This is a genomic window from Mesorhizobium sp. LMG 17147, assembly GCF_024297145.1.
In the GTDB taxonomy this organism is placed as follows: domain Bacteria; phylum Pseudomonadota; class Alphaproteobacteria; order Rhizobiales; family Rhizobiaceae; genus Mesorhizobium.
Genome location: NZ_JANCTC010000004.1, coordinates 201243 through 219717, shown reverse-complemented (window position 1 = coordinate 219717; position 18475 = coordinate 201243). Strand labels below are relative to the sequence as shown.

21 protein-coding genes are annotated in these 18475 nt (G+C 62.9%); 11 read left to right on the top strand and 10 right to left on the bottom strand.

Translation table 11 applies throughout. The features are described 5' to 3' along the window. Positions 1-2: 2 nt before the first annotated feature. The 5 genes from NMG46_RS10535 to NMG46_RS10515 form a co-directional block, all read right to left on the bottom strand. Complete coding sequence (locus NMG46_RS10535) at positions 3-353, bottom strand: cupin domain-containing protein (RefSeq protein ID WP_254817597.1); 351 nt, start codon at positions 351-353, stop codon at positions 3-5. Positions 354-358: 5 nt separating this feature from the next. Further along, the gene (locus tag NMG46_RS10530; protein ID WP_254817596.1) at positions 359-1639 is read right to left on the bottom strand and encodes an O-acetylhomoserine aminocarboxypropyltransferase; all 1281 of its coding nucleotides are present in this window, start codon (positions 1637-1639) and stop codon (positions 359-361) included. Between the two features lie 136 nt (positions 1640-1775). Then, positions 1776-2297: a CoA-binding protein gene (locus NMG46_RS10525; protein ID WP_254817595.1), complete on the bottom strand. Its 522-nt coding sequence runs from the start codon at positions 2295-2297 to the stop codon at positions 1776-1778. Positions 2298-2374: 77 nt separating this feature from the next. Beyond that, complete coding sequence (locus NMG46_RS10520) at positions 2375-2797, bottom strand: VOC family protein (RefSeq protein ID WP_254817594.1); 423 nt, start codon at positions 2795-2797, stop codon at positions 2375-2377. A gap of 9 nt (positions 2798-2806) precedes the next feature. Then, the gene (locus NMG46_RS10515; protein WP_254817593.1) at positions 2807-3628 is read right to left on the bottom strand and encodes an enoyl-CoA hydratase; all 822 of its coding nucleotides are present in this window, start codon (positions 3626-3628) and stop codon (positions 2807-2809) included. 156 nt (positions 3629-3784) lie between these two features. Between NMG46_RS10515 and NMG46_RS10510 the strand changes: the two genes are divergently transcribed. The 5 genes from NMG46_RS10510 (at position 3785) to rpsI (ending at position 6126) form a co-directional block, all read left to right on the top strand. Continuing rightward, positions 3785-4240 carry a PaaI family thioesterase gene (locus tag NMG46_RS10510; protein WP_254817592.1) on the top strand — a complete coding sequence of 152 codons (456 nt, stop codon included), beginning with the start codon at positions 3785-3787 and terminating at the stop codon, positions 4238-4240. Positions 4241-4292: 52 nt separating this feature from the next. Continuing rightward, entirely contained in the window at positions 4293-4478 is a 186-nt protein-coding gene (locus NMG46_RS10505; protein ID WP_254817591.1) for a type II toxin-antitoxin system HicA family toxin, read from the top strand. 27 nt (positions 4479-4505) lie between these two features. Continuing rightward, positions 4506-4904, top strand: a complete 399-nt coding sequence (locus NMG46_RS10500; protein ID WP_254817590.1) for a type II toxin-antitoxin system HicB family antitoxin — start codon at positions 4506-4508, stop codon at positions 4902-4904. Between the two features lie 273 nt (positions 4905-5177). Next, positions 5178-5642: a 50S ribosomal protein L13 gene (rplM, locus tag NMG46_RS10495; RefSeq protein WP_023674645.1), complete on the top strand. Its 465-nt coding sequence runs from the start codon at positions 5178-5180 to the stop codon at positions 5640-5642. A 1-nt stretch (position 5643) separates the two neighbouring features. After that, on the top strand, positions 5644-6126 hold the full coding sequence (gene rpsI, locus NMG46_RS10490; protein ID WP_023717316.1) for a 30S ribosomal protein S9: 483 nt from the start codon (positions 5644-5646) through the stop codon (positions 6124-6126). 110 nt (positions 6127-6236) lie between these two features. On the opposite strand, the gene NMG46_RS10485 is transcribed toward rpsI, so the two are convergent. Continuing rightward, complete coding sequence (locus NMG46_RS10485) at positions 6237-7130, bottom strand: LysR family transcriptional regulator (protein ID WP_254817589.1); 894 nt, start codon at positions 7128-7130, stop codon at positions 6237-6239. Positions 7131-7224: 94 nt separating this feature from the next. Between NMG46_RS10485 and NMG46_RS10480 the strand changes: the two genes are divergently transcribed. Further along, positions 7225-8109 carry an aldo/keto reductase family oxidoreductase gene (locus tag NMG46_RS10480; RefSeq protein WP_254817588.1) on the top strand — a complete coding sequence of 295 codons (885 nt, stop codon included), beginning with the start codon at positions 7225-7227 and terminating at the stop codon, positions 8107-8109. A gap of 30 nt (positions 8110-8139) precedes the next feature. On the opposite strand, the gene NMG46_RS10475 is transcribed toward NMG46_RS10480, so the two are convergent. Further along, positions 8140-9198 carry a glycerophosphodiester phosphodiesterase family protein gene (locus tag NMG46_RS10475; RefSeq protein ID WP_254817587.1) on the bottom strand — a complete coding sequence of 353 codons (1059 nt, stop codon included), beginning with the start codon at positions 9196-9198 and terminating at the stop codon, positions 8140-8142. 305 nt (positions 9199-9503) lie between these two features. Between NMG46_RS10475 and speB the strand changes: the two genes are divergently transcribed. Genes speB through NMG46_RS10460 form a run of 3 tightly spaced genes read left to right on the top strand, consistent with a single transcriptional unit; the run spans position 9504 to position 12307 of the window. After that, positions 9504-10511: an agmatinase gene (gene speB, locus NMG46_RS10470; protein ID WP_254817586.1), complete on the top strand. Its 1008-nt coding sequence runs from the start codon at positions 9504-9506 to the stop codon at positions 10509-10511. Positions 10512-10540: 29 nt separating this feature from the next. After that, on the top strand, positions 10541-11467 hold the full coding sequence (gene argC / locus NMG46_RS10465) for an N-acetyl-gamma-glutamyl-phosphate reductase (RefSeq protein ID WP_254817585.1): 927 nt from the start codon (positions 10541-10543) through the stop codon (positions 11465-11467). Further along, positions 11468-12307 carry an aminoglycoside phosphotransferase family protein gene (locus NMG46_RS10460; RefSeq protein ID WP_254817584.1) on the top strand — a complete coding sequence of 280 codons (840 nt, stop codon included), beginning with the start codon at positions 11468-11470 and terminating at the stop codon, positions 12305-12307. It abuts the gene before it with no gap. On the opposite strand, the gene NMG46_RS10455 is transcribed toward NMG46_RS10460, so the two are convergent. After that, a complete protein-coding gene (locus NMG46_RS10455; protein ID WP_254817583.1) occupies positions 12297-13391 on the bottom strand; it encodes a COX15/CtaA family protein in 1095 nt (364 codons plus the stop codon). The two genes, NMG46_RS10460 and NMG46_RS10455, sit on opposite strands and share 11 nt — an antisense overlap. 151 nt (positions 13392-13542) lie before the next feature. Between NMG46_RS10455 and NMG46_RS10450 the strand changes: the two genes are divergently transcribed. Then, on the top strand, positions 13543-13770 hold the full coding sequence (locus NMG46_RS10450; protein WP_254817582.1) for a DUF2842 domain-containing protein: 228 nt from the start codon (positions 13543-13545) through the stop codon (positions 13768-13770). Here NMG46_RS10450 and NMG46_RS10445 read toward each other — a convergent pair. Then, positions 13767-14825: a polysaccharide deacetylase family protein gene (locus NMG46_RS10445; RefSeq protein WP_254817581.1), complete on the bottom strand. Its 1059-nt coding sequence runs from the start codon at positions 14823-14825 to the stop codon at positions 13767-13769. The two genes, NMG46_RS10450 and NMG46_RS10445, sit on opposite strands and share 4 nt — an antisense overlap. An 89-nt stretch (positions 14826-14914) precedes the next feature. Between NMG46_RS10445 and NMG46_RS10440 the strand changes: the two genes are divergently transcribed. After that, positions 14915-16144, top strand: a complete 1230-nt coding sequence (locus NMG46_RS10440) for a GNAT family N-acetyltransferase (RefSeq protein WP_254817580.1) — start codon at positions 14915-14917, stop codon at positions 16142-16144. Positions 16145-16165: 21 nt separating this feature from the next. On the opposite strand, the gene NMG46_RS10435 is transcribed toward NMG46_RS10440, so the two are convergent. Next, positions 16166-18415 carry an exopolysaccharide transport family protein gene (locus NMG46_RS10435; protein WP_254817579.1) on the bottom strand — a complete coding sequence of 750 codons (2250 nt, stop codon included), beginning with the start codon at positions 18413-18415 and terminating at the stop codon, positions 16166-16168. Positions 18416-18475 lie beyond the last annotated feature (60 nt).

The window sequence follows — 18475 nt, the reverse complement described above, 5'->3', positions numbered from 1 at the left end:
GATCAAAGCTTGATCACATACTCCTTGCGAGTCGTTTCAAGCACTTCCCAGCTGCCCTTAAAGCCCGGCCTCAGCACGAAGCTGTCGCCGGCCCTGACGGTGCGCGCATCGGCGCCGTCTTCGGCGATCACCGAAACCCCTGACAGGATGTGGCAGAACTCCCACTCATCATATTCGATGCGCCATTTGCCTGGCGTCGCTTCCCAGACGCCGGCATAGAGGCCGCCGTCCTGTTCCTCGACATTCCAGGTGCGGAATTTCGGATCGCCCGAAATCAGGCGATCCGGCGCCGGCGCGCCAAGTTCCGGTTGGACGGTGTCGACGTCGACGGAAAGAAATTTCGGCGCGGTCATGGCGATCAAACCTTGGCGAGAGCCTGTTCCAGATCGGCGACGATGTCGTTGACGTCCTCGATACCGACCGAAAGCCTGACTGTGTCCGGCCCTGCCCCCGCGTTGATCTTCTGCTCGTCGGAAAGCTGGCGATGCGTGGTCGATGCCGGGTGGATGACCAGCGACTTGGTGTCGCCGACATTGGCCAGGTGCGAGAACAATTCGAGCGCTTCGACGAATTTGATGCCCGCCGCATAGCCACCCTTCAACCCGAAGGTGAACACCGCGCCGGCGCCAAGCGGCGAGTACATCTTCTGCAGCGCATTGTTCTTGTCGCTGGGCAGGCCGGGATAGGACACCCAGGCGACCTTGGAATGGTTGGAAAGCCATCCGGCGACTGCGGCCGCATTGTCGCAGTGGCGCTGCATCCTCAGCGGCAAGGTTTCCAGGCCAGTCAGGATAAGGAATGCATTGAACGGCGAAATCGCCGCGCCGATGTCGCGCAGGCCGAGCACCCGGGCAGCGATGGCGAAGGCGAAATTGCCGAAGGTCTCGTGCAGGACCAGGCCGCCATATTCGGGGCGCGGCTCCGACAGCATCGGATATTTGCCCGACTTCGACCAATCGAACGTGCCGCCGTCGACGATGGCGCCGCCGATGGAATTGCCGTGACCGCCGATGAACTTGGTCAGCGAATGCACGACGATGTCGGCGCCATGCTCGATCGGCCGCAGCAGATAGGGCGAGGCCAGTGTGTTGTCGACGATCAGTGGCAGGCCGTGCTTGCGGGCAACGTCGCCGATCTTCTCGATGTCGACGAAGACGCCGCCCGGATTGGCCAGGCTTTCGATGAAGATTGCCTTGGTCCTGTCGTCGATCTGGCTCTCGAAGCTCGAGATGTCATTGGTGTCGGCCCAGCGCACCTGCCAGCCGAAATTTTTGAAGGCATGACCGAACTGGTTGATCGAGCCGCCGTAAAGCTTTGTCGCTGAAACGAAATTGTCGCCGGGCTGCATCAGATTGTGGAAGACCAGCACCTGCGCCGCATGGCCGGAGGCGACCGCAAGGCCTGCCGTGCCGCCTTCGAGTGCCGCGATGCGCTCTTCCAGCACCGCCTGTGTCGGGTTCATGATGCGGGTGTAGATGTTACCGAACGCCTTCAGCCCGAACAGCGAGGCGGCATGGTCGGCATCGTCGAAGACGAAGGAGGTGGTCTGGTAGATTGGAGTCGCTCGCGCGCCGGTCGCCGGATCCGGCTTGGCGCCGGCATGGACGGCGAGCGTGTTGAAACCGGGCGTGCGGGCCATCGAAAACCTCCCTTTGAACCTTCTGAAAAGCGCGCCGCATTCTTGGCGGAGCCCGGTTCCGAATGCAAAGAAGAAAATGCCCTTCCCCGTGATAACGGCGGGCGGGCTGGCGGAAAAATACGGCAGAACTGGAAGATTATTTCTGGCGAACGCCGAAACTCTGGAATCCCGGGCGCATCAGCGGTTTCTTCGACGACAAGACGCCGGAATTGACGCCGGTCCAGCCGATCTCGCCGGACAGCTTGCCGTATTCGATCTTCGGGCAACGGTTCATCACCACCTTGATGCCGGCGGCCTCGGCGCGCGCGGCGGCCTCGTCATTGCGCACACCAAGCTGCATCCAGATGACCTTCGGCAGCGGATCGAGCCGCAAGACCTCCTCGACGATGCCCGGCACTGCCACGGAGCCGCGAAAGACGTCGACCATGTCGATTGGCTCTGGAACATCGGCCAGCCTGGCATAGGTCATCCGCCCGAGGATTTCCTTGCCGGCCTGGCCCGGATTGATCGGGAACACCGAAAACCCCTTGCCGAGCAGATATTTCAGCACAAAGTAGCTCGGCCGCACGTCATTGGCCGACGCGCCGACCATGGCGATGGTCTTCACCGAATTGAGGATGCCGGCGATATAGGCGTTGTCGTAGGCGTCGTGGTTCATGCCTCGTCATACAGCGCTTCGGAGTGAGGTGCCAACAGCTGAGCAAGTGGCTTGCAATGGGCCAGAGGGGAACCTCGTCAGCCGGGCAGCGAGATCGTTCCGTCTTCCGCAATCGGAAAGGCCGGATTGTGCGCGACTTCCCAGACATGCCCGTCGGCATCGGCGAAATATCCATACCAGCCGCCCCAGAATGCGCGGCCAGCCGGCTTGACGATACGGCCGCCGGCTTTCTCGGCCATCGCCAGCACTGCATCGACCTCGGTGTCGGAGCGGGTGTTGTAGGCGAGATAGACGGCCGACGGCGCCTTGGAGAAGGTAAGGCCCGAATCCTCTTCGGCGCTTTGCCGCGGGAACAGGCCGAGAATGGCGCCGCCCATCTGGAAGAAGGCAACGCCCTCGGTGATCCCGGCATGGCGCTTCAGGCCCATCGCCTCGTAGAAGCGCACGGCGCGGTCGAGATCGTCCGTGGCGATGGTGATGATGGAGATGCGCGGTTCCATATCCGCCTCCTATTCCTCCGGCCATTCCGGCTTGCGCTTGCCGATGAAGGCGCCGATGCCCTCTTCCGCATCGCGCGCCAGCATGTTCTCGACCATGACGCGCCCGGTGTAATCATAGGCCTCGGCCAGCCCCATCTCGGCCTGCTCATAAAACGCTTCCTTGCCGATCTTGACGACCAAGGACGATTTGGAGGCAATGGTTTGCGCGTATTTGGTGACGATTTGATTCAGATATTCGCGCGGCACGACGCGGTTGACCAAGCCGAATTCCTTGGCGGTTGCCGCATCGATCGTCTCGCCGGTCAAAAGCATCTCCATGGCGTGCTTGCGCGAGACGTTGCGCGACAGCGCCACCATCGGTGTCGAGCAGAACAAGCCGATATTGACGCCAGGCGTGCAGAAGGTCGCCTCGTGCGAGGCGATGGCGAGGTCGCAGCTGGCGACCAGCTGCAATCCGGCCGCTGTCGCCAGGCCATCGACTTCGGCGATCACCGGCTTAGGATGGCGAACGATCGCCTGCATCAGTGAAGCGCACGCGGAAAACGTCTTTTCGAAGAAGGCCCTGCCGCGATCGGCATCGGCGCGGTGCGCGCTCAACTCCTTGAGGTCGTGCCCGGCGCAGAACACTTTGCCGGTCGCCCCAAGCACGATGACGCGGACGGATTTGTCGGCCTTGGCGCGGTCGAGTTCCGCTGTCAGCGCCGCCATCGTTGCAAGCGAAAGAGCGTTGGCCGGCGGATTGGCGAGCGTCAGGCGCAGCACGCCGTTGTCCAGCCTGGAGACGACCGGCCCTTCGGCAACGGCAGGCTTGATGGCGACGATTTCGGCCATGATCGTTTCCTCTGCGATTCCGGATCGGCGATGAACTAATCTAGTATGCCGTCTCGCTTCGTCCAACTCCCTCGTCCGCTTCTGCCCTAATGAATGGCCGTTGCCAGAAACGCCACGTCGCGTTCATACAAGCAGGGCGCAAACCGGGAGACTGAAATGCCTGCCCAAAGCAATCTCCAGCCGGTGCTGACGGCTGCCGAAATCAACACGCTGATGGCGATCGTTTTCCCGCAGCTCAACGACCAGTTCACCTTCTATGAGGCGTTGGAGGTGTTTCCAGGCGGTTGTATCGTGCGACTCAATGCCGACGAGCGCCATTTGCGCCCCGGCGGTACCGTGTCGGGTTCGGCGCTGTTCACGCTGGCCGACATAGGCGGCTATGTCTGCGTGCTATCGCATGCCGGACCGGATGCGCTTTCGGTCACCACCAGCCTCAACATCAATTTCGTCCGCAAGGCCGAAGCCGGGCCGATCGACGGCCATTGCCGCATCCTGAAGCTGGGCAAGAGCCTGATGGTGTTCGATATCGACATCGTCGCCGGCTCGGATGGACAGACCGTGGCGCACGCAACGGGCACCTATTCGATCCCGCCAAGGCGGGTACCGGCCTGATGCTTTCTATGAATTTTTTGTTGATGTGTATATATGTGCGCACAAGTGATCTTTGCTTGAGCGTGACAGCCGCAAAATCGTGAAGCGTCTCAAGGATGATGGTTTCGGGCTGGTCTCCGTACGCGGCTCGCATCACAAGTTTCGAAAGGGCGAGATCGTGTTGATCGTTCCGCATCCGGAGAAGGATCTACCAACCGGTGCAGCTCGCGCCATCGCCAAACAAGCGGGCTGGATTTAGGTGACCTGAAGCGTCTTGGAGGCTGAGATGAAGAACTATTTCGCGTTGGTCGATAAAGATCCCAACAGCGCGTTCGGCATTCGCTTTCCCGACATTCCCGGCTGCTTTTCAGCCGCGGACGAGGCGGAAGACATCGTTCCGAATGCAGTCGAAGCGTTGCAACTGTGGGCGGAGGACATGCCTGTTCCCGAACCGTCCAGCCATGAGGCGATCGTCGCGCTTGCGGATGTACGCAAAGCACTTGCTGAAGGAGGCTATCTGGTCTCGGTACCACTCATCGACGATGACAGCGCCGTCGTGAGGGCGAATGTAACTTTCGAGCGCGGCGTCTTGCGGGCGATCGACGCCGCAGCGCGCGACCGAGGCATAACGCGATCGGCATTCCTCTCCAGCGCAGCTCGCAAGGAAATCGAGGCAAAGCACTGAACTCACCTGACACAGGGCCAAAAATGGCGATGTGGTAAAATCATACCTTTAACTCAAATCCTTGTTTTCATTTAAGTTTATCTTCCAGCAATCATTTCATGCGCCTTGACGCGATAACCACCCTCCCCTATAAACCGTGACGAAGCAGCGGCCCGCAAAGGCCGCCGTTTTGTTATTGGCGACAGCAAGTGCCTTTTGCCAATCCAAGCAACAAGAAACGCCTTCCCTTGTCGTTCGTGAATGGGGGAAGGTCCGAACCGAAAGCAACAATCCATGGCAACCTTTTCGCAGAAGCCTGCGGATGTGGTGAAGAAGTGGGTGCTGATCGACGCCGAGGGTCTCGTCGTCGGCCGTCTCGCCACTGTCATCGCCAATCATCTTCGCGGCAAGCATAAGCCCACCTTCACCCCGCACGTCGACGACGGCGACAACGTCATCGTCATCAATGCCGACAAGGTGGTGTTCACCGGCAAGAAGTTCACCGACAAGGTCTATTACTGGCACACCGGCCACCCCGGCGGCGTCAAGGAGCGCACCGCGCGCCAGCTGCTCGAGGGCCGCTTTCCCGAGCGTGTCGTCGAAAAGGCCGTCGAACGCATGATCCCGCGCGGCCCGCTCGGCCGACGCCAGATGAAGAATCTCCGCGTCTATGCAGGCACGGAACATCCGCATGTCGCCCAGCAGCCCGTTGTCCTCGACGTGGCCAAGCTGAACGCCAAGAACAAGAAGGTTTCGTAAGATGGCTGAGCTTTCCTCGCTCGCAGAACTCGGAACTGCCACCGGCAACACCAACACCCAGCCGGCAGCACCCGTCCATGTCCAGAAGCTCGACAAATCGGGCCGCGCCTACGCCACCGGCAAGCGCAAGAACGCCATCGCGCGCGTCTGGGTGAAGCCCGGCTCCGGCAAGATCGTCGTCAACGACAAGGTGTTCGCCGAATATTTCGCGCGTCCGGTCCTGCAGATGATCCTCAACCAGCCGATCATCGCCGCCAACCGCGCCGGCCAGTACGACATCGTTGCCACCGTCATCGGCGGCGGCCTTTCCGGCCAGGCCGGTGCCGTGCGCCACGGCATCTCCAAGGCGCTGACCTATTACGAGCCGGCGCTGCGCGCAGTACTCAAGAAGGGCGGCTTCCTGACCCGCGACAGCCGCGTCGTCGAGCGCAAGAAGTACGGCAAGGCGAAGGCCCGCCGGAGCTTCCAGTTCTCCAAGCGCTAAGCGCTGCGCAATTACACGCTATCGAAAGGCCGCCTCCGGGCGGCCTTTTCCATGAATGGCGGCAACCAATCACCGGCGGCAGGCGCGGCTCGCTCGCATCGTGGCAGACTTCAGGCCTTGATGAAGTCGATAAACGCCCGGAGCGGCGCCGGCACGAGGCGCCGGCCGGGATAATAGAGGAACGGCCCGGAGAAGCTCTGCCACCAGGGCTCAAGCAGCGGCTCGAGCGCCCCGCTCTCGAAATGAGGGCGTAGCCAATCCTCGAACAGGCTGATGATGCCGGTGCCGGCGATGGCTGCATCGACTTTGAGGTCCGTCGCCCCGCCCAGGGTCACGAGAAGCGGCCCCGTCGGGTCGACCCGCACCACCTCGCCGTCGCGCTCGAATTCCCACGGCGGCATCGCACGGCTGGCAAAGCGGCCGCGCAGGCAGGCGTGGCCGAGCAGGTCGCTCGGGTGTTGCGGCCGGCCATGACGATCCAGGTAGGCAGGGCTGGCGGCGGTGGCGAAACGCTGCACGCGCGGTCCGATCGGCACGGCGATCATGTCCTGCTCCAGGCGCTCGTCGTAGCGGATGCCGGCGTCGCAGCCGGCCGCCAGCACATCGACGAAGCTTTCCTCAGCGATCACCTCCAGCCGGATGCCGGGATAGGCGGCAAGGAACCGCGGGACGATGCTGGGCAGGACCAGCCGCGCCGCGCTGACCGGCACGTTGAGGCGCAACAAGCCAGCCGGCCTGTCGCGAAAGCCGTTCACCACGTCGAGAGCCGACTCCACCTCGGTCAAGGCTGGACCGAGCCGCGCCAGCAGGCCTTCGCCGGCCTCCGTCAGGACGACGCTGCGGGTCGTCCTGTTGAGCAGCCTGACACCGAGCTGCGTCTCGAGGCGGCGCACGGCCTCGCTCAAGCCCGACGCGCTGCCGCCGCTGGCGCGGGCGCCATCGCGAAAACCCTTGGCGCGCGCCACGGCCACGAAAGCGTTCAGATCCCCGAGATCGATCTTCATTGTTCGTCATTCCGCACAGCCTGTGCGGATTGTACCCAATTATCATGGGATCGGACAGCGTCTATCTGTGCGCCATCCCTGAAGGAGAAAGACCATGTCCAGTATCGACCAGTCCGGCACATTCATCCTCGGCGACCGCAAAGTCAGACGGCTCGGCTACGGCGCCATGCAGCTCGCAGGGCCCGGCGTCTTCGGCCCACCAAAGGACCACGACGCGGCATTGGCCGTACTGCGCGAAGCCGTTGCACAAGGCGTCAACCACATCGACACCAGCGACTTCTATGGCCCGCACGTGACCAACCTGTTGATCCGCGAAGCGCTCGCACCTTATCCTGACGACTTCGTTATAGTCACCAAGATCGGCGCCCGGCGCGGCCAGGGCGGATCGTGGCTGCCGGCCTTCTCGGCCCAAGAACTCACCCAGGCGGTGCACGACAATCTGCACAATCTCGGGCTCGACGTGCTGGAGGCGGTCAACCTTCGGATCATGTTCGACGCGCATGGCCCCGCCGACGGGTCGATCGAGGCGCCGCTTGCGACGCTCGCCGAGCTTCAGCGACAGGGCCTCGTGCGCCACATCGGGCTGAGCAACGTCACCGCTGCGCAGATCGCCGAAGGCCGCAGGATTTGCAAGATCGTCTGCGTGCAGAATCAGTACAATCTGGCGCATCGGGGCGACGATGCCTTGATTGACGATCTCGCCCGCGACGGCATCGCCTATGTGCCGTTCTTCCCGCTTGGCGGCTTCAATCCGTTGCAGTCGTCGACCTTGTCCAAGGTCGCCGCACGCCTCGGCGCCACGCCCATGCAGGTCGCGCTCGCCTGGCTGCTTCGCCGCGCGCCCAACATTCTTCTGATCCCAGGCACGTCTTCCGTCGCGCATCTCAGGGAGAACCTCGCCGCGGGCGATCTCGCGTTGCCCGAAGATGCGATCGAGGAACTGGACAGTATCGCCGGCAATGTCCCCGCTCACGCGTAGCGCCGCAATCGCTCTGGTTCGTGCCCGGCGTTAGTTAATGCTGGCCGTATTCGCCGGCTCGGCCGGGCGCTTCTCACCGGCGTAGGGCACGCGAAAACCGTTCGCCGCCAGCCAACCGATGGCCGCCTTCGGTTCGTCGGTCTGGATGATGGTGGCGCCGCGCTCGACCCAGAAGCCATAAGTCTCGCGCGGCAGGCCGGCCGCAACCGCCAGCTCGTCGCCGCGACCGCCGGCGAGGAAGCCGCCCGGCTTGTTGACGATGGCATAGGTGTCGGCCCAGATGTGCCAGTCGCCCCTCACCGCCAGCGCGCGCATGCGCGGGCTGAACAGCGGGCCGCCGGTCTCCGTCAGCGTCTCTGATCCCATGCGCCAGTTGATCATCTCGACTGCGCGCATCGGGAAGGCCCGGCTCAGTTCCTCGGCAAACATGGCGTCGCGAACCGCGTCATCGGCAATGATCGGCATGAACTGGAAGCCGCTGCCGATCTCGGCCATGGCAGCCTTGACCCTGGCGATCCTCTCCGCATTCCACAGGTTCTCTTTGACGATCACCTGTTCGGCCATGCCGAGATCGCGGGCGACGGCGACCATGCCGGCGAGGCTTCCGGTGTCGAGCTTGTTGTCGAGGTTGACGAGAATCCTGTCCCTGGTCGCCACCAGCATCTCGCGCAACGTCGAGACCGTCTCGCCCGTAACGGCGCCGGTGCCTTCGATCACCAATCGGCAGGTCTTGAGTTCGGCCAATGTGCGGTTGACCACCTCGCCCTTGCAGGTCGTGGTGCGGTCAAGCCAGCTGTCATGCATGACGACGAATTCTCCGTCCTTCGAGCGCCTGATGTCGACCTCGACGATTTCGGCGCCCATTGCGATCGACGCCTCGACGGCGGCGATCGAGTTTTCGGGATAGAGCGTCTTGCCGGCCTGCATGCCGCCGGCGCGGTGCGCGGCCACCATCACATGGTCGCGCCATTGGTTGGCGTGCTCGAAACGGTCGAGAATCTGCCTGGCGCGCGTTTCACCCGCCGATGCCTGGCCAAGGGAGACCGCCAGCGCCGCGGAAAGCAGAAGGCTCAGCCAAATTGTTCGCATGAGACAAGTCGTTCGCACGAGAATCGCTCCGTACCGGGATCGCACCCCGGTTAAGCGATGCCCGTGACAGGCAGGTGAACGAAGCCGGCTTCGCAAACGCAGGAAAATCAGATCAATGCCGGCCGAAGCAGCCGTTGGCGGCTACTTTCGGTTATTTACCAGGCAATCTCCGGGCCGGCCATGCGGGGTTCGCCTGGCGAGCAAGGATTTGTGACCGGATCGAATGGCCGTGATCCTCCGCAGGGGTCGCAATTCTGAGAATTATGTCCAATAAGGTTGCGCGTCGACGCACAGGAGATCGCTTCATGCCGCCAAGGACCATCGATCACGCCTTCACCACCCGCTCCAGGACAGGCGCGTCGTTCGAGCCGACCTATGCCGGCGCGCTGTCGTTCATGCGGCGCAAATATTCGAAGGACGTGAAGGGCGCCGATGCGGTGGTGTGGGGCATTCCCTTCGATGCGGCGGTCACCAATCGGCCGGGCGCGCGTTTCGGACCACAGGGGATTCGCCGCGCCTCGGCCATCCTCGACAACGATCCGCAATATCCGTTTTCGCGCGACCTGTTCGAACATCTCGCCGTGGTCGATTATGGCGACTGCCTGCTCGACAGCGGCAACCACCAGAAGACGCCTGCTACAATCGAGCGCGAAGCGGCGAAGATCCTGAAATCCGGCGCCTTCCTGCTATCGCTCGGCGGCGACCATTTCGTCACCTGGCCGCTGCTCAAGGCGCATGCCGCCATCCACGGCCCGTTGGCCCTGGTGCAGTTCGACGCACATCAGGACACCTGGCCCGACGACGGCAAGCGCATCGATCACGGCTCCTTCGTCGGCCGTGCGGTCAAGGAGGGCATCATCGATCCCGACCGCTCGATCCAGATCGGCATCCGCACCCATGCACCCGACACGTTCGGCATCAAGATCCTATATGGCCATGAAGTGGAGGAAATGCGGGCGTCCGATATCGCCTATGCCATCGTCGACCGTACGGGCGGCAAGAAGACCTACGTCACTTTCGACATCGATTGTCTGGATCCGGCTTTTGCGCCCGGCACGGGAACGCCGGTCGCGGGAGGCCCGTCTTCGGCAAAGATCCTGTCGGTGCTGCGCCAGATCAACCAGGTCGATATCGTCGGCGCCGACGTCGTCGAGGTTGCGCCAGCCTATGATCACGCCGATATAACGGCAATTGCCGGCTCGATGGTGGCCATGCACTATCTCGGGCTGCTGGCGGAACGAAAGGCCCGGCTCGAGGACATGAACCAGAGCAACCACAGCGTTGCCGGATTGAATCAGGCAAGCGGCATATAGCTTTGAGATAACAGGAATTTTGGCAGGCAATGAGACCGAAAATCTTCATCGACGGCGAGCACGGCACCACCGGTTTGCAGATAAGGGCGCTGCTTGCCGAGCGCGGCGACCTGGAAATCATCTCCATCCCGGCCGAACGCCGCAAGGAAACGGCAGCGCGCGCCGAGTTCCTCAATGCCGCCGATGTAGCGATCCTCTGCCTACCGGACGCGGCCGCTAAGGAAAGCGTTTCGCTGATCGCCAATGACACCACCAAGGTGATCGACGCCTCGACGGCGCATCGCGTCGCCGAGGGCTGGGAATATGGTTTCGCCGAAATGGACAAGGAACAGGCGAAGAAGATCGCTTCGGCGAAGCGCGTCGCCAATCCGGGCTGCTGGCCGCAAGGACCGATCGCGACGCTGCGGCCGCTGGTTGCGGCGGGGCTGTTGCCGGCCAATTTTCCGGTCACCGTCAACGGCATTTCCGGCTATTCCGGCGGCGGCCGGCCGATGATCGAGGATTATGTCGCCAAGGGCGAGGATGCGCCGGAATTCCTGCCCTACGGGCTGACGCTGCAGCACAAGCACGTGCCTGAGCTCAGGACCTATGCCAAGCTTTCGCACGATCCGATCATGCAGCCGGCAGTCGGCAATTTCGCGCAAGGCATGATCACCGTGGTGCCGCTGCAACTCGGCGGCCTCGACCATGTGCCGACCGGCGCCGAGCTTCATGCGGCAATCGCCGATCATTTCGCTTCCATCGATGGCGGCGTGGTCGAGGTGGCGCCGTATCTGCATCAGGAACGCATGCCCGACATCGATCCGGAGATCTACAACGGCACCAACCGGATGAAGCTCTATGTCTTTGCCAATGATAACAGGGCGCAGGCGCTGCTGATTGCCGTCTACGACAATCTCGGCAAGGGCGCCTCTGGCGCCGCTGTGCAGAACATGGATCTGATGCTCGGCCTTTGAATGGATGCGCCGAGATTTCCAAAGCGCTGGAAGGTCGGCGCGCCGGAGCTCATTGCCGAAACGTTCAGTAGCCGCATCTGGAAAGTTGTTCGCGAGGACGGCTCACCGGCAATCGTCAAGGATCTAAAGCCTTTCGACGATGTGGAGGACGAGTTGCGTGGCGAGCATTTCCTCGCCTGGCGACGCGGCGAAGGCGCGGTGCGGCTGCTCGGCCGCGACGGCCACCGCATGCTGCTCGAATACGCCGGCGAAATCTCGCTGTCACAGATCATTGCGGATCAGGACGACAATGCCGCCACCGCCATCGCGGCCGAGGTGATGACAAGACTGGTCTCGCCGTCGAAGCACGCCGCCCCGCCGGACCTTCAGCCGTTGCGGAGACGGTTTTCCAGCCTGTTCAAAAAGGCGAAGGCCGATCGCGCCGCCGGCGAAAAGAGCCTGTATGTCGAAGCTGCCGAAATCGCGGAACGGCTGTTGTCCAATCCGCACGACGTACGGCCGCTGCATGGCGACCTGCATCACGACAACATCATGCACGGTCCACGCGGCTGGCTGGCAATCGATCCGAAGGGCGTCCTCGGCGACCCGGGTTTCGATGCCGCCAACATGTTCTACAACCCACTCGACCGAGATGATCTTTGCCTCGATCCGAGACGGATCGCCCATATGGCGCAAGTCTTTGGCGCTACGCTCGGCCAGACGGGGCCTGCCGTACTGGACCACGCCGTTGCCTATGGCTGCCTGTCGGCTGCATGGCACCATGAAGATCGCAATGCGGTCGACGAAAACCGCGAGCTGGCGATTGCCGCGGCAATCCGGCGGGTGCGGCTCAGCCTCTGAGAGCGATCTCGTGGGGCAGCGGGTAAGCGCCCTTGGTACCGCGCCAATGCGCGGCGGCGAAGCCCAGCAGAACCAGCGCGAATGCCTGATGCGTCAGGGCCATGTGCAGCGGCACCTGCATCAATAGGGTGCCGATGCCGATCGACGCCTGCACCACGACAATCAGGAACAGCAGCGTCGCGCGTCGGGCATGCGTCGTGCCCGGCAGACGCCGGCGTGTCGCAATCATGTGCCAGAGCGCGACCGCGAAGATCGTGTAGGCGCCGATCCGGTGGACGAACTGCACCGTCTTCGGATTTTCGAAGAAATTGCGCCACGCCGGCTCGAGCAGCAGCAGGTCGCCAGGGACCAGCTTGCCGTCCATCAGCGGCCAGGTGTTGTAGCTCAAGCCGGCGTCAAGCCCCGCGACCAGCCCGCCGAGATAGATCTGGACGAGCGCCAGCAGCACCAGAAAGCCGGCCAGACGTTGCGTCGAGCGGTCGGCGGCAGGTTCCGAGTGCGGCGCCAGCCCACGCGCGACAACCATGGTCGCCGTGAAGATCAGCGCCGCCAGCGTCAGATGCGTCGCCAGCCGGTATTGGCTGACCGAAACCCGGTCAACCAGGCCGGATGCCACCATCCACCAGCCTATCGCGCCCTGCAGCCCGCCGAGCAGGAGGATGCCCGACAATCTCGTGCCGAGGCCCCGCTCAATGCGGCGCGTCACCCAGAAGAACAGCAGCGGCAGGGCGAAGACCACGCCGACACTACGTGCCAGGATACGATGCACCCATTCCCACCAGAAGATCGACTTGAACGCCTCGATGCTCATGCCCTTGTTGAGTTCGGCATATTGCGGGATCTGCTGGTAGCGCAGGAACTCCTCCTGCCACTCGGAATCGTTGAGCGGCGGGATGACGCCGTGAATCGGCTGCCATTCGGTGATCGACAGGCCGGAATCGGTGAGCCTCGTAGCGCCGCCGACCACCACCAGCGCAAACAGCACGAGCAGCACGACATAGAGCCAACCGCGCACCAGTGCACGATTGCGAAGGTCTCGATCGCGGGCGGCGAAGGGCGCGTCGTCGGATATGGCAGCAGCCATGGGTTTGTCCCGGCAGTTGAAGTCGCGGATTGGTGAACCATCGCAACCCGGCTTGCAAGGCCGGGCGACGCGGCACGCCGTCGCGCCGTTTCTGGCGGGTTGCGCGCATTCGCCGTTCGGCCTAAGCGATAGCGATCAACGAGATCGCGCCATGCCCATTCGCCTGAAAAAGCTGATCGGAAGCTTCCTGCTGGTAGTGCTGGTCGTCGTCTATGCGCTGGTCGCCTCGATCGTCGCGGTCGCCCAACTGTCGCAGTCCGGGCCGCTGGCGCACTTCATCTTCTTCCTGCTGAGCGGGCTTTTGTGGGTGCTGCCGGCGATGGGCATCATCAAGTGGCTGATCCTCGAGCCGCGGCCGAAGGGCCGAGGCAACAGTTAAATCGTCACCACCGTCTTGCCAGCATTGGCCAGCGGCGTCGTCACGCCCGACAACATGGTTCGGATGTGGGCGATGCTCTGATAGCGGCCGTTGACTGAAATGCGCGGCAGGGCATGCAGGAACCCGGCATGCTCGGCGCGCAGTACGCCGTGGCGGGTCGTCACCGCCGACGCATAGCCGGCATCGCGGACAAGGCCCACTTCGCGGCGGCCGACTGCGCTGGCATGACCGTAGGGATAGGCGAAATGGCGCGGCTCCTCGCCGAGTTTGGCCTGCAATATGCGCTTGACGTCGCCGATCTCATGCCGCGCGTCGCTCTCGGAAAGCCGCTTCAGATTGCAATGATTGACGCTATGCGCGCCGATCGTCACCAACGGGTGCCTGGCCATGGTGCGGATCTCGTCCCAGTTCATCAGCGTGCTCGGGCGCGGACCGCCCAACTCGATGCCGTTCGAGCGCGCCAGATCGCGCAACACCGCACGCTGCTCACGCTCGCGCACCTTCAGCGTCAGATAGGCGTGCAGGCGCGCATTGGCCTGGACCTTTTTTCCCAGGTTCGAGCAGTCGATCGTCACCGGGCCGTCCGGCGTCGTCAGCTTCAGGCGATCGCGCGCATTAACGATATCCTCAACCACGTCCCACCACAGATCGGCAGCGCCGTCGATCAGTCCAGGCGCGACGTAGATGGTGATCGGCGCGCCGTGCTTCTCCAACACCGGCAGCGCCTCGGTCATGTTGTCTCGATAGGCGTCGTCGGCGGTGATCGTCGCGAACTGGCCGTCCTTGTCGCCCGCCTTGATGCGCTCGATCGCCTCGTCCAGCGTGACGAACCTGTAGCCGTTCGCCTTCATATCGGCGATCACGACATCGAGGAACCCAGGCGCGATGTTCAAGTGCCGGTTGACGCCATTCGGCTTTTCCGGCGTCGCGGTGACCCGATGCAGCATCAGGATGACGCCAAGGCCGCCGATAAACGGCTTGGCCAGCGGCGCTAGACCGGAATAGCGGGCGAGATTGAGCGCCAGTTTGCGAATTGCCTCGCCCCCGTCGATCATTCATTCACCTTTTGCGCCTAAGCTCATCAAGCATGGAATGCGCCTGCGCGGACCCCCAATCGCGACGAATACGCCCTAAGGATTGAGGTATGGTTGACGCCACCGCGTCATTTGACGGCAATCGGCTGGCAAGCAGCGAGGCGTCGCCGTATACCTCGCCGGCCGGCAAAGCCGGCTTGTCGATCTCGGTTGCCGATAGGGCGGCGCTGGCGGCGTACGCCGAATTCTGCCGTTCGGCGCTTTTTGCCCCGGCGCAGAGCGCAGGCTGGATCCTGAACTGGGCCGCACATACCGGCGCCGACGTTGTCGTTGCGACGCTGCGCGCCGACAACAGGCCGGTTTTCTCGTTGGCGCTGGAGGTCACTCGCAGTGGAGCGTTCCGCGTCGCCCGGTTCATGGGCGGCCGCCATGCCAACGGCAATTTTGCCGCCGCCGACCCGCAATGGCTGGCGAATGCCGATAACGCGGCGATCCGTTCTATGCTGGCTGCGATTGCCAAGGTGCGGCGTGATATCGATCTTGTTGCGCTAGAGCGGCTGCTGCCCGATCTCGACGGCGTTGCCAACCCGCTCTCCGCCTTGCCGCATTTTTCGAGCCCCAATCTGTCTCTGGCCGCCGGTCTTGTAGGAGGGTTTGATGCATTGCTCACCCGCGTGAGCGGCAAGCGCAGGCGCAAGAAGCATCGCTCGCAGGCGCGCAAATTCGGGGCCGTCGGCAGCCATTGCCGCATCGAGGCGAGGACTGCGGACGAGGTGAACAGGCTGCTCGACGCCTTTTTCGAGATGAAGGAATTCCGCTTCCGCAAGATGGGCATCGCCAATGTTTTCGGTGAAGCGGAGGTGCGTGCTTTTTTTCGCTCGCTGTTTACCGACGCGCTCCAAGAGGAAGATCCGTCCTTCGTGCTGCATGGGCTGGAAGTCGCCGGCAAGCTTCGTGCGGTCACCGGATCGAGCCGCTCGGGCAAGCGGCTGATCTGCGAATTCGGGGCGATCGCCGAGGACGAGCTCGCACACACCAGCCCCGGCGACTTCCTGTTCTTCGAGAACATCCAGGAAGCTTGCGAGGCGGGTTTTGAAATCTATGATTTCTCGGTCGGTGACGAACCCTACAAGCGATTGTGGTGCGATGTCGAAACGCAACATTTCGAGGCGCTGGTTCCGCTGACGCTGAAAGGTCGCGCGCTGGCGCTGGCGCTCAGGCACGGCGCAAGCCTGAAAGCATTCATCAAGCACAGCCCAATGGTCTGGAAGCTGACCAAGCTGCTGCGCCGCAAGGCCGTGGGCCAGACAGCACCGGCCGCAGGCGAAGACGACAGCTGATTTCGATTTGAGAAAAATGCCTCAGGCCGCCGAGCGCCGTCCCGGCATTGGCCCCGGCGCCACATGGCCGATTGGCGTGACCAGCGTCAGGTCGGGATAGCCGCTCTCGATGAGCGCGACTGCGGCTTGCGTCACCTGGTCGTCCGGCTCCAGCATGGAGAGCAGCACCTCGGTGCCCTCGCCCACCAGGCGGCTGATGCCTTGCGCGTCGGCCGGCCCGCATTCGACCACAACCAGATCATAGGCCGTGGTTAGCGACTGCATGATGATCGGCAGCCGGTCGGCGGCGCGCATGGCACGGACCGGATCGGCTGTGCCGACGGGAATCACGTGGCAGTCCGAGTAGAGATCGGGGTGGATCACATCGCTGAACTGCGCTTGCGAGGCGAGCAGATCGGTGATGCCCGGAAACAGCCCGCTGTCCAGCATCGGCCGCGAGGCAGCACCCGAAGCGGTGAGATCAAGCAGCAGCACGCGTAGCCCAGCGTCGGAGACTGCGCGCGCCACCAGCACCGCCGAGGCAGCCGCCTCGTCGCCTTCCGGTGACACGAATATGGCCCGGGCTGCACCGGTGGCGATCAGTTTTTCCGCGGCCTTGTCGATGTCGATCTCGCCGAGGATAGAACGTGCCGGTTCAATGTCTCCAGCGGCCATTTCAGAGTACTCCGGTTCGATTTTCTCGGCAGCCGCTTCCGCCACCGCGAGGGGTTCCGGCTCCACTTTGGTTTCAATGATACTGTCGTCGTCGGTCTCATCGATCTCGGCGACTGCCGGTTCGGACCGCGCAACCGGCGGGTCGGGCTCGGCCGATGCGCGTTCGGCCTGGACAGCCGGCATCGCAACCTGCTCGATGTGTTCGAAATGGGCACCGGCGGCCGGACGCATGGCACGGCCGGAAAACAGTTCCTGCAGCAACGTGACGATCGCCATGATGAGCAACGAGCCGACAAAGGCCGCGCCGACAATCGGACCAATCTTGGGGAAATAGGGTTCGGTCGGCGCCCGGGCCTCCGAAAATAGGCGAGCGTCAACAGGTAGGTAGTTGCGATCCTTGCGTGCGGCCGCCTGGAGATAGCTGGACGAGTAGAGATCGAGTTGCTGGCGCTTGGTCGCGGCATCGCGCTGCAGCGCATCGAGTTCCACCTGCTCTTCGCCGGCGCGGGCGGACGCGGCCTTCAGCGTGTTGACGTCGGCCACAAGTTGAGCCTCGCGCGCCTTCGCCGTCTCGGCCTGCGCCATCAGACCCTTCATGATCTTTTCCGCTTCGTTGCGGATCTGGCGGTCGAGATCGGCGAGTTGCGACCTCAGCGCCCGGATGCGCGGATGGTTGTCGAGCAAGGTGGTGGAAAGGTCGGCGATGTTGTTCTTGAGTTCGACTTGGCGCTCGCGCAGGCGCTGGATCAGTTCGGACGACAACACCTCCGGAACGGCATCCAGTGAGCCGCCACTGCGCAACGCCCTGCGCACGCTGTCGGCGGTCGCTTCCGCTGAAGCGCGGTTGGCGCGCACCCGTGACAATTCGCTCGACAATTCGGACAGCTGCTGGGTGGCAAGCACCGAATTGTTGCCGCCCATCAAAAGATCGGACTGGGCACGGAATGCGGCAACCTTGGCTTCCGCCTCCTTCACCCGATTCTGCAGATCCGCGATTTCCGGCGCCAGAAAGTCGGTGGCGGCGGAATTCGATTCGAGCTTGGCGTTGCCCTTGGAGGCGATATAGGCGTTTGCAATGGCGTTCGGGATCGCGGCGGCAAGCTGTGGATCCTCCGACGAGAACTCGATTGCTATCGCGCGGGTTTTTTCGACGCCATAGACGTTGAGCTTCTCATGCATTGCGTCCAGCACGCGCTCTTCCAGCGGGATCTCGAAGGGATCGCTTTTCAAGCCAACGAGGACAAGGGCGCGGCTCAGCGCCGACATCTTCAGCGCCTCGTCGAATTCGGGCAATTTTGCGAGGTTGAGCTTCGCCGCTACCTGCTTGAGGATGTCGGGGGACGAGATGATCTGGACCTCGGTGGCCACAGCCTCTTCGTCGGGAATCGACCGCTCGTTGCCGTTGGCCCCGGCTGGCCGCGTGAACTCCGATTCTCGAGGCCCGATCTCCAGCTTGGCTGCCGCCTTGTATTCGGGCGTTGCAAGCCAGGCGAGCGCAAAGGCCAGGCCGGTTACAACCAGCGCGACGACAAGGATGCGCAACCAGTTTCGCGCCAGGCTGGCGAAAAGCTGCCTGAGATCGATGTCGACATCTGCGGCCGCGGATTGAACGGACATGCATCCCTGCTCCGGTACTGAGTCAGCATGCACCGTAAACAACTATGGTAACTCAGCCGT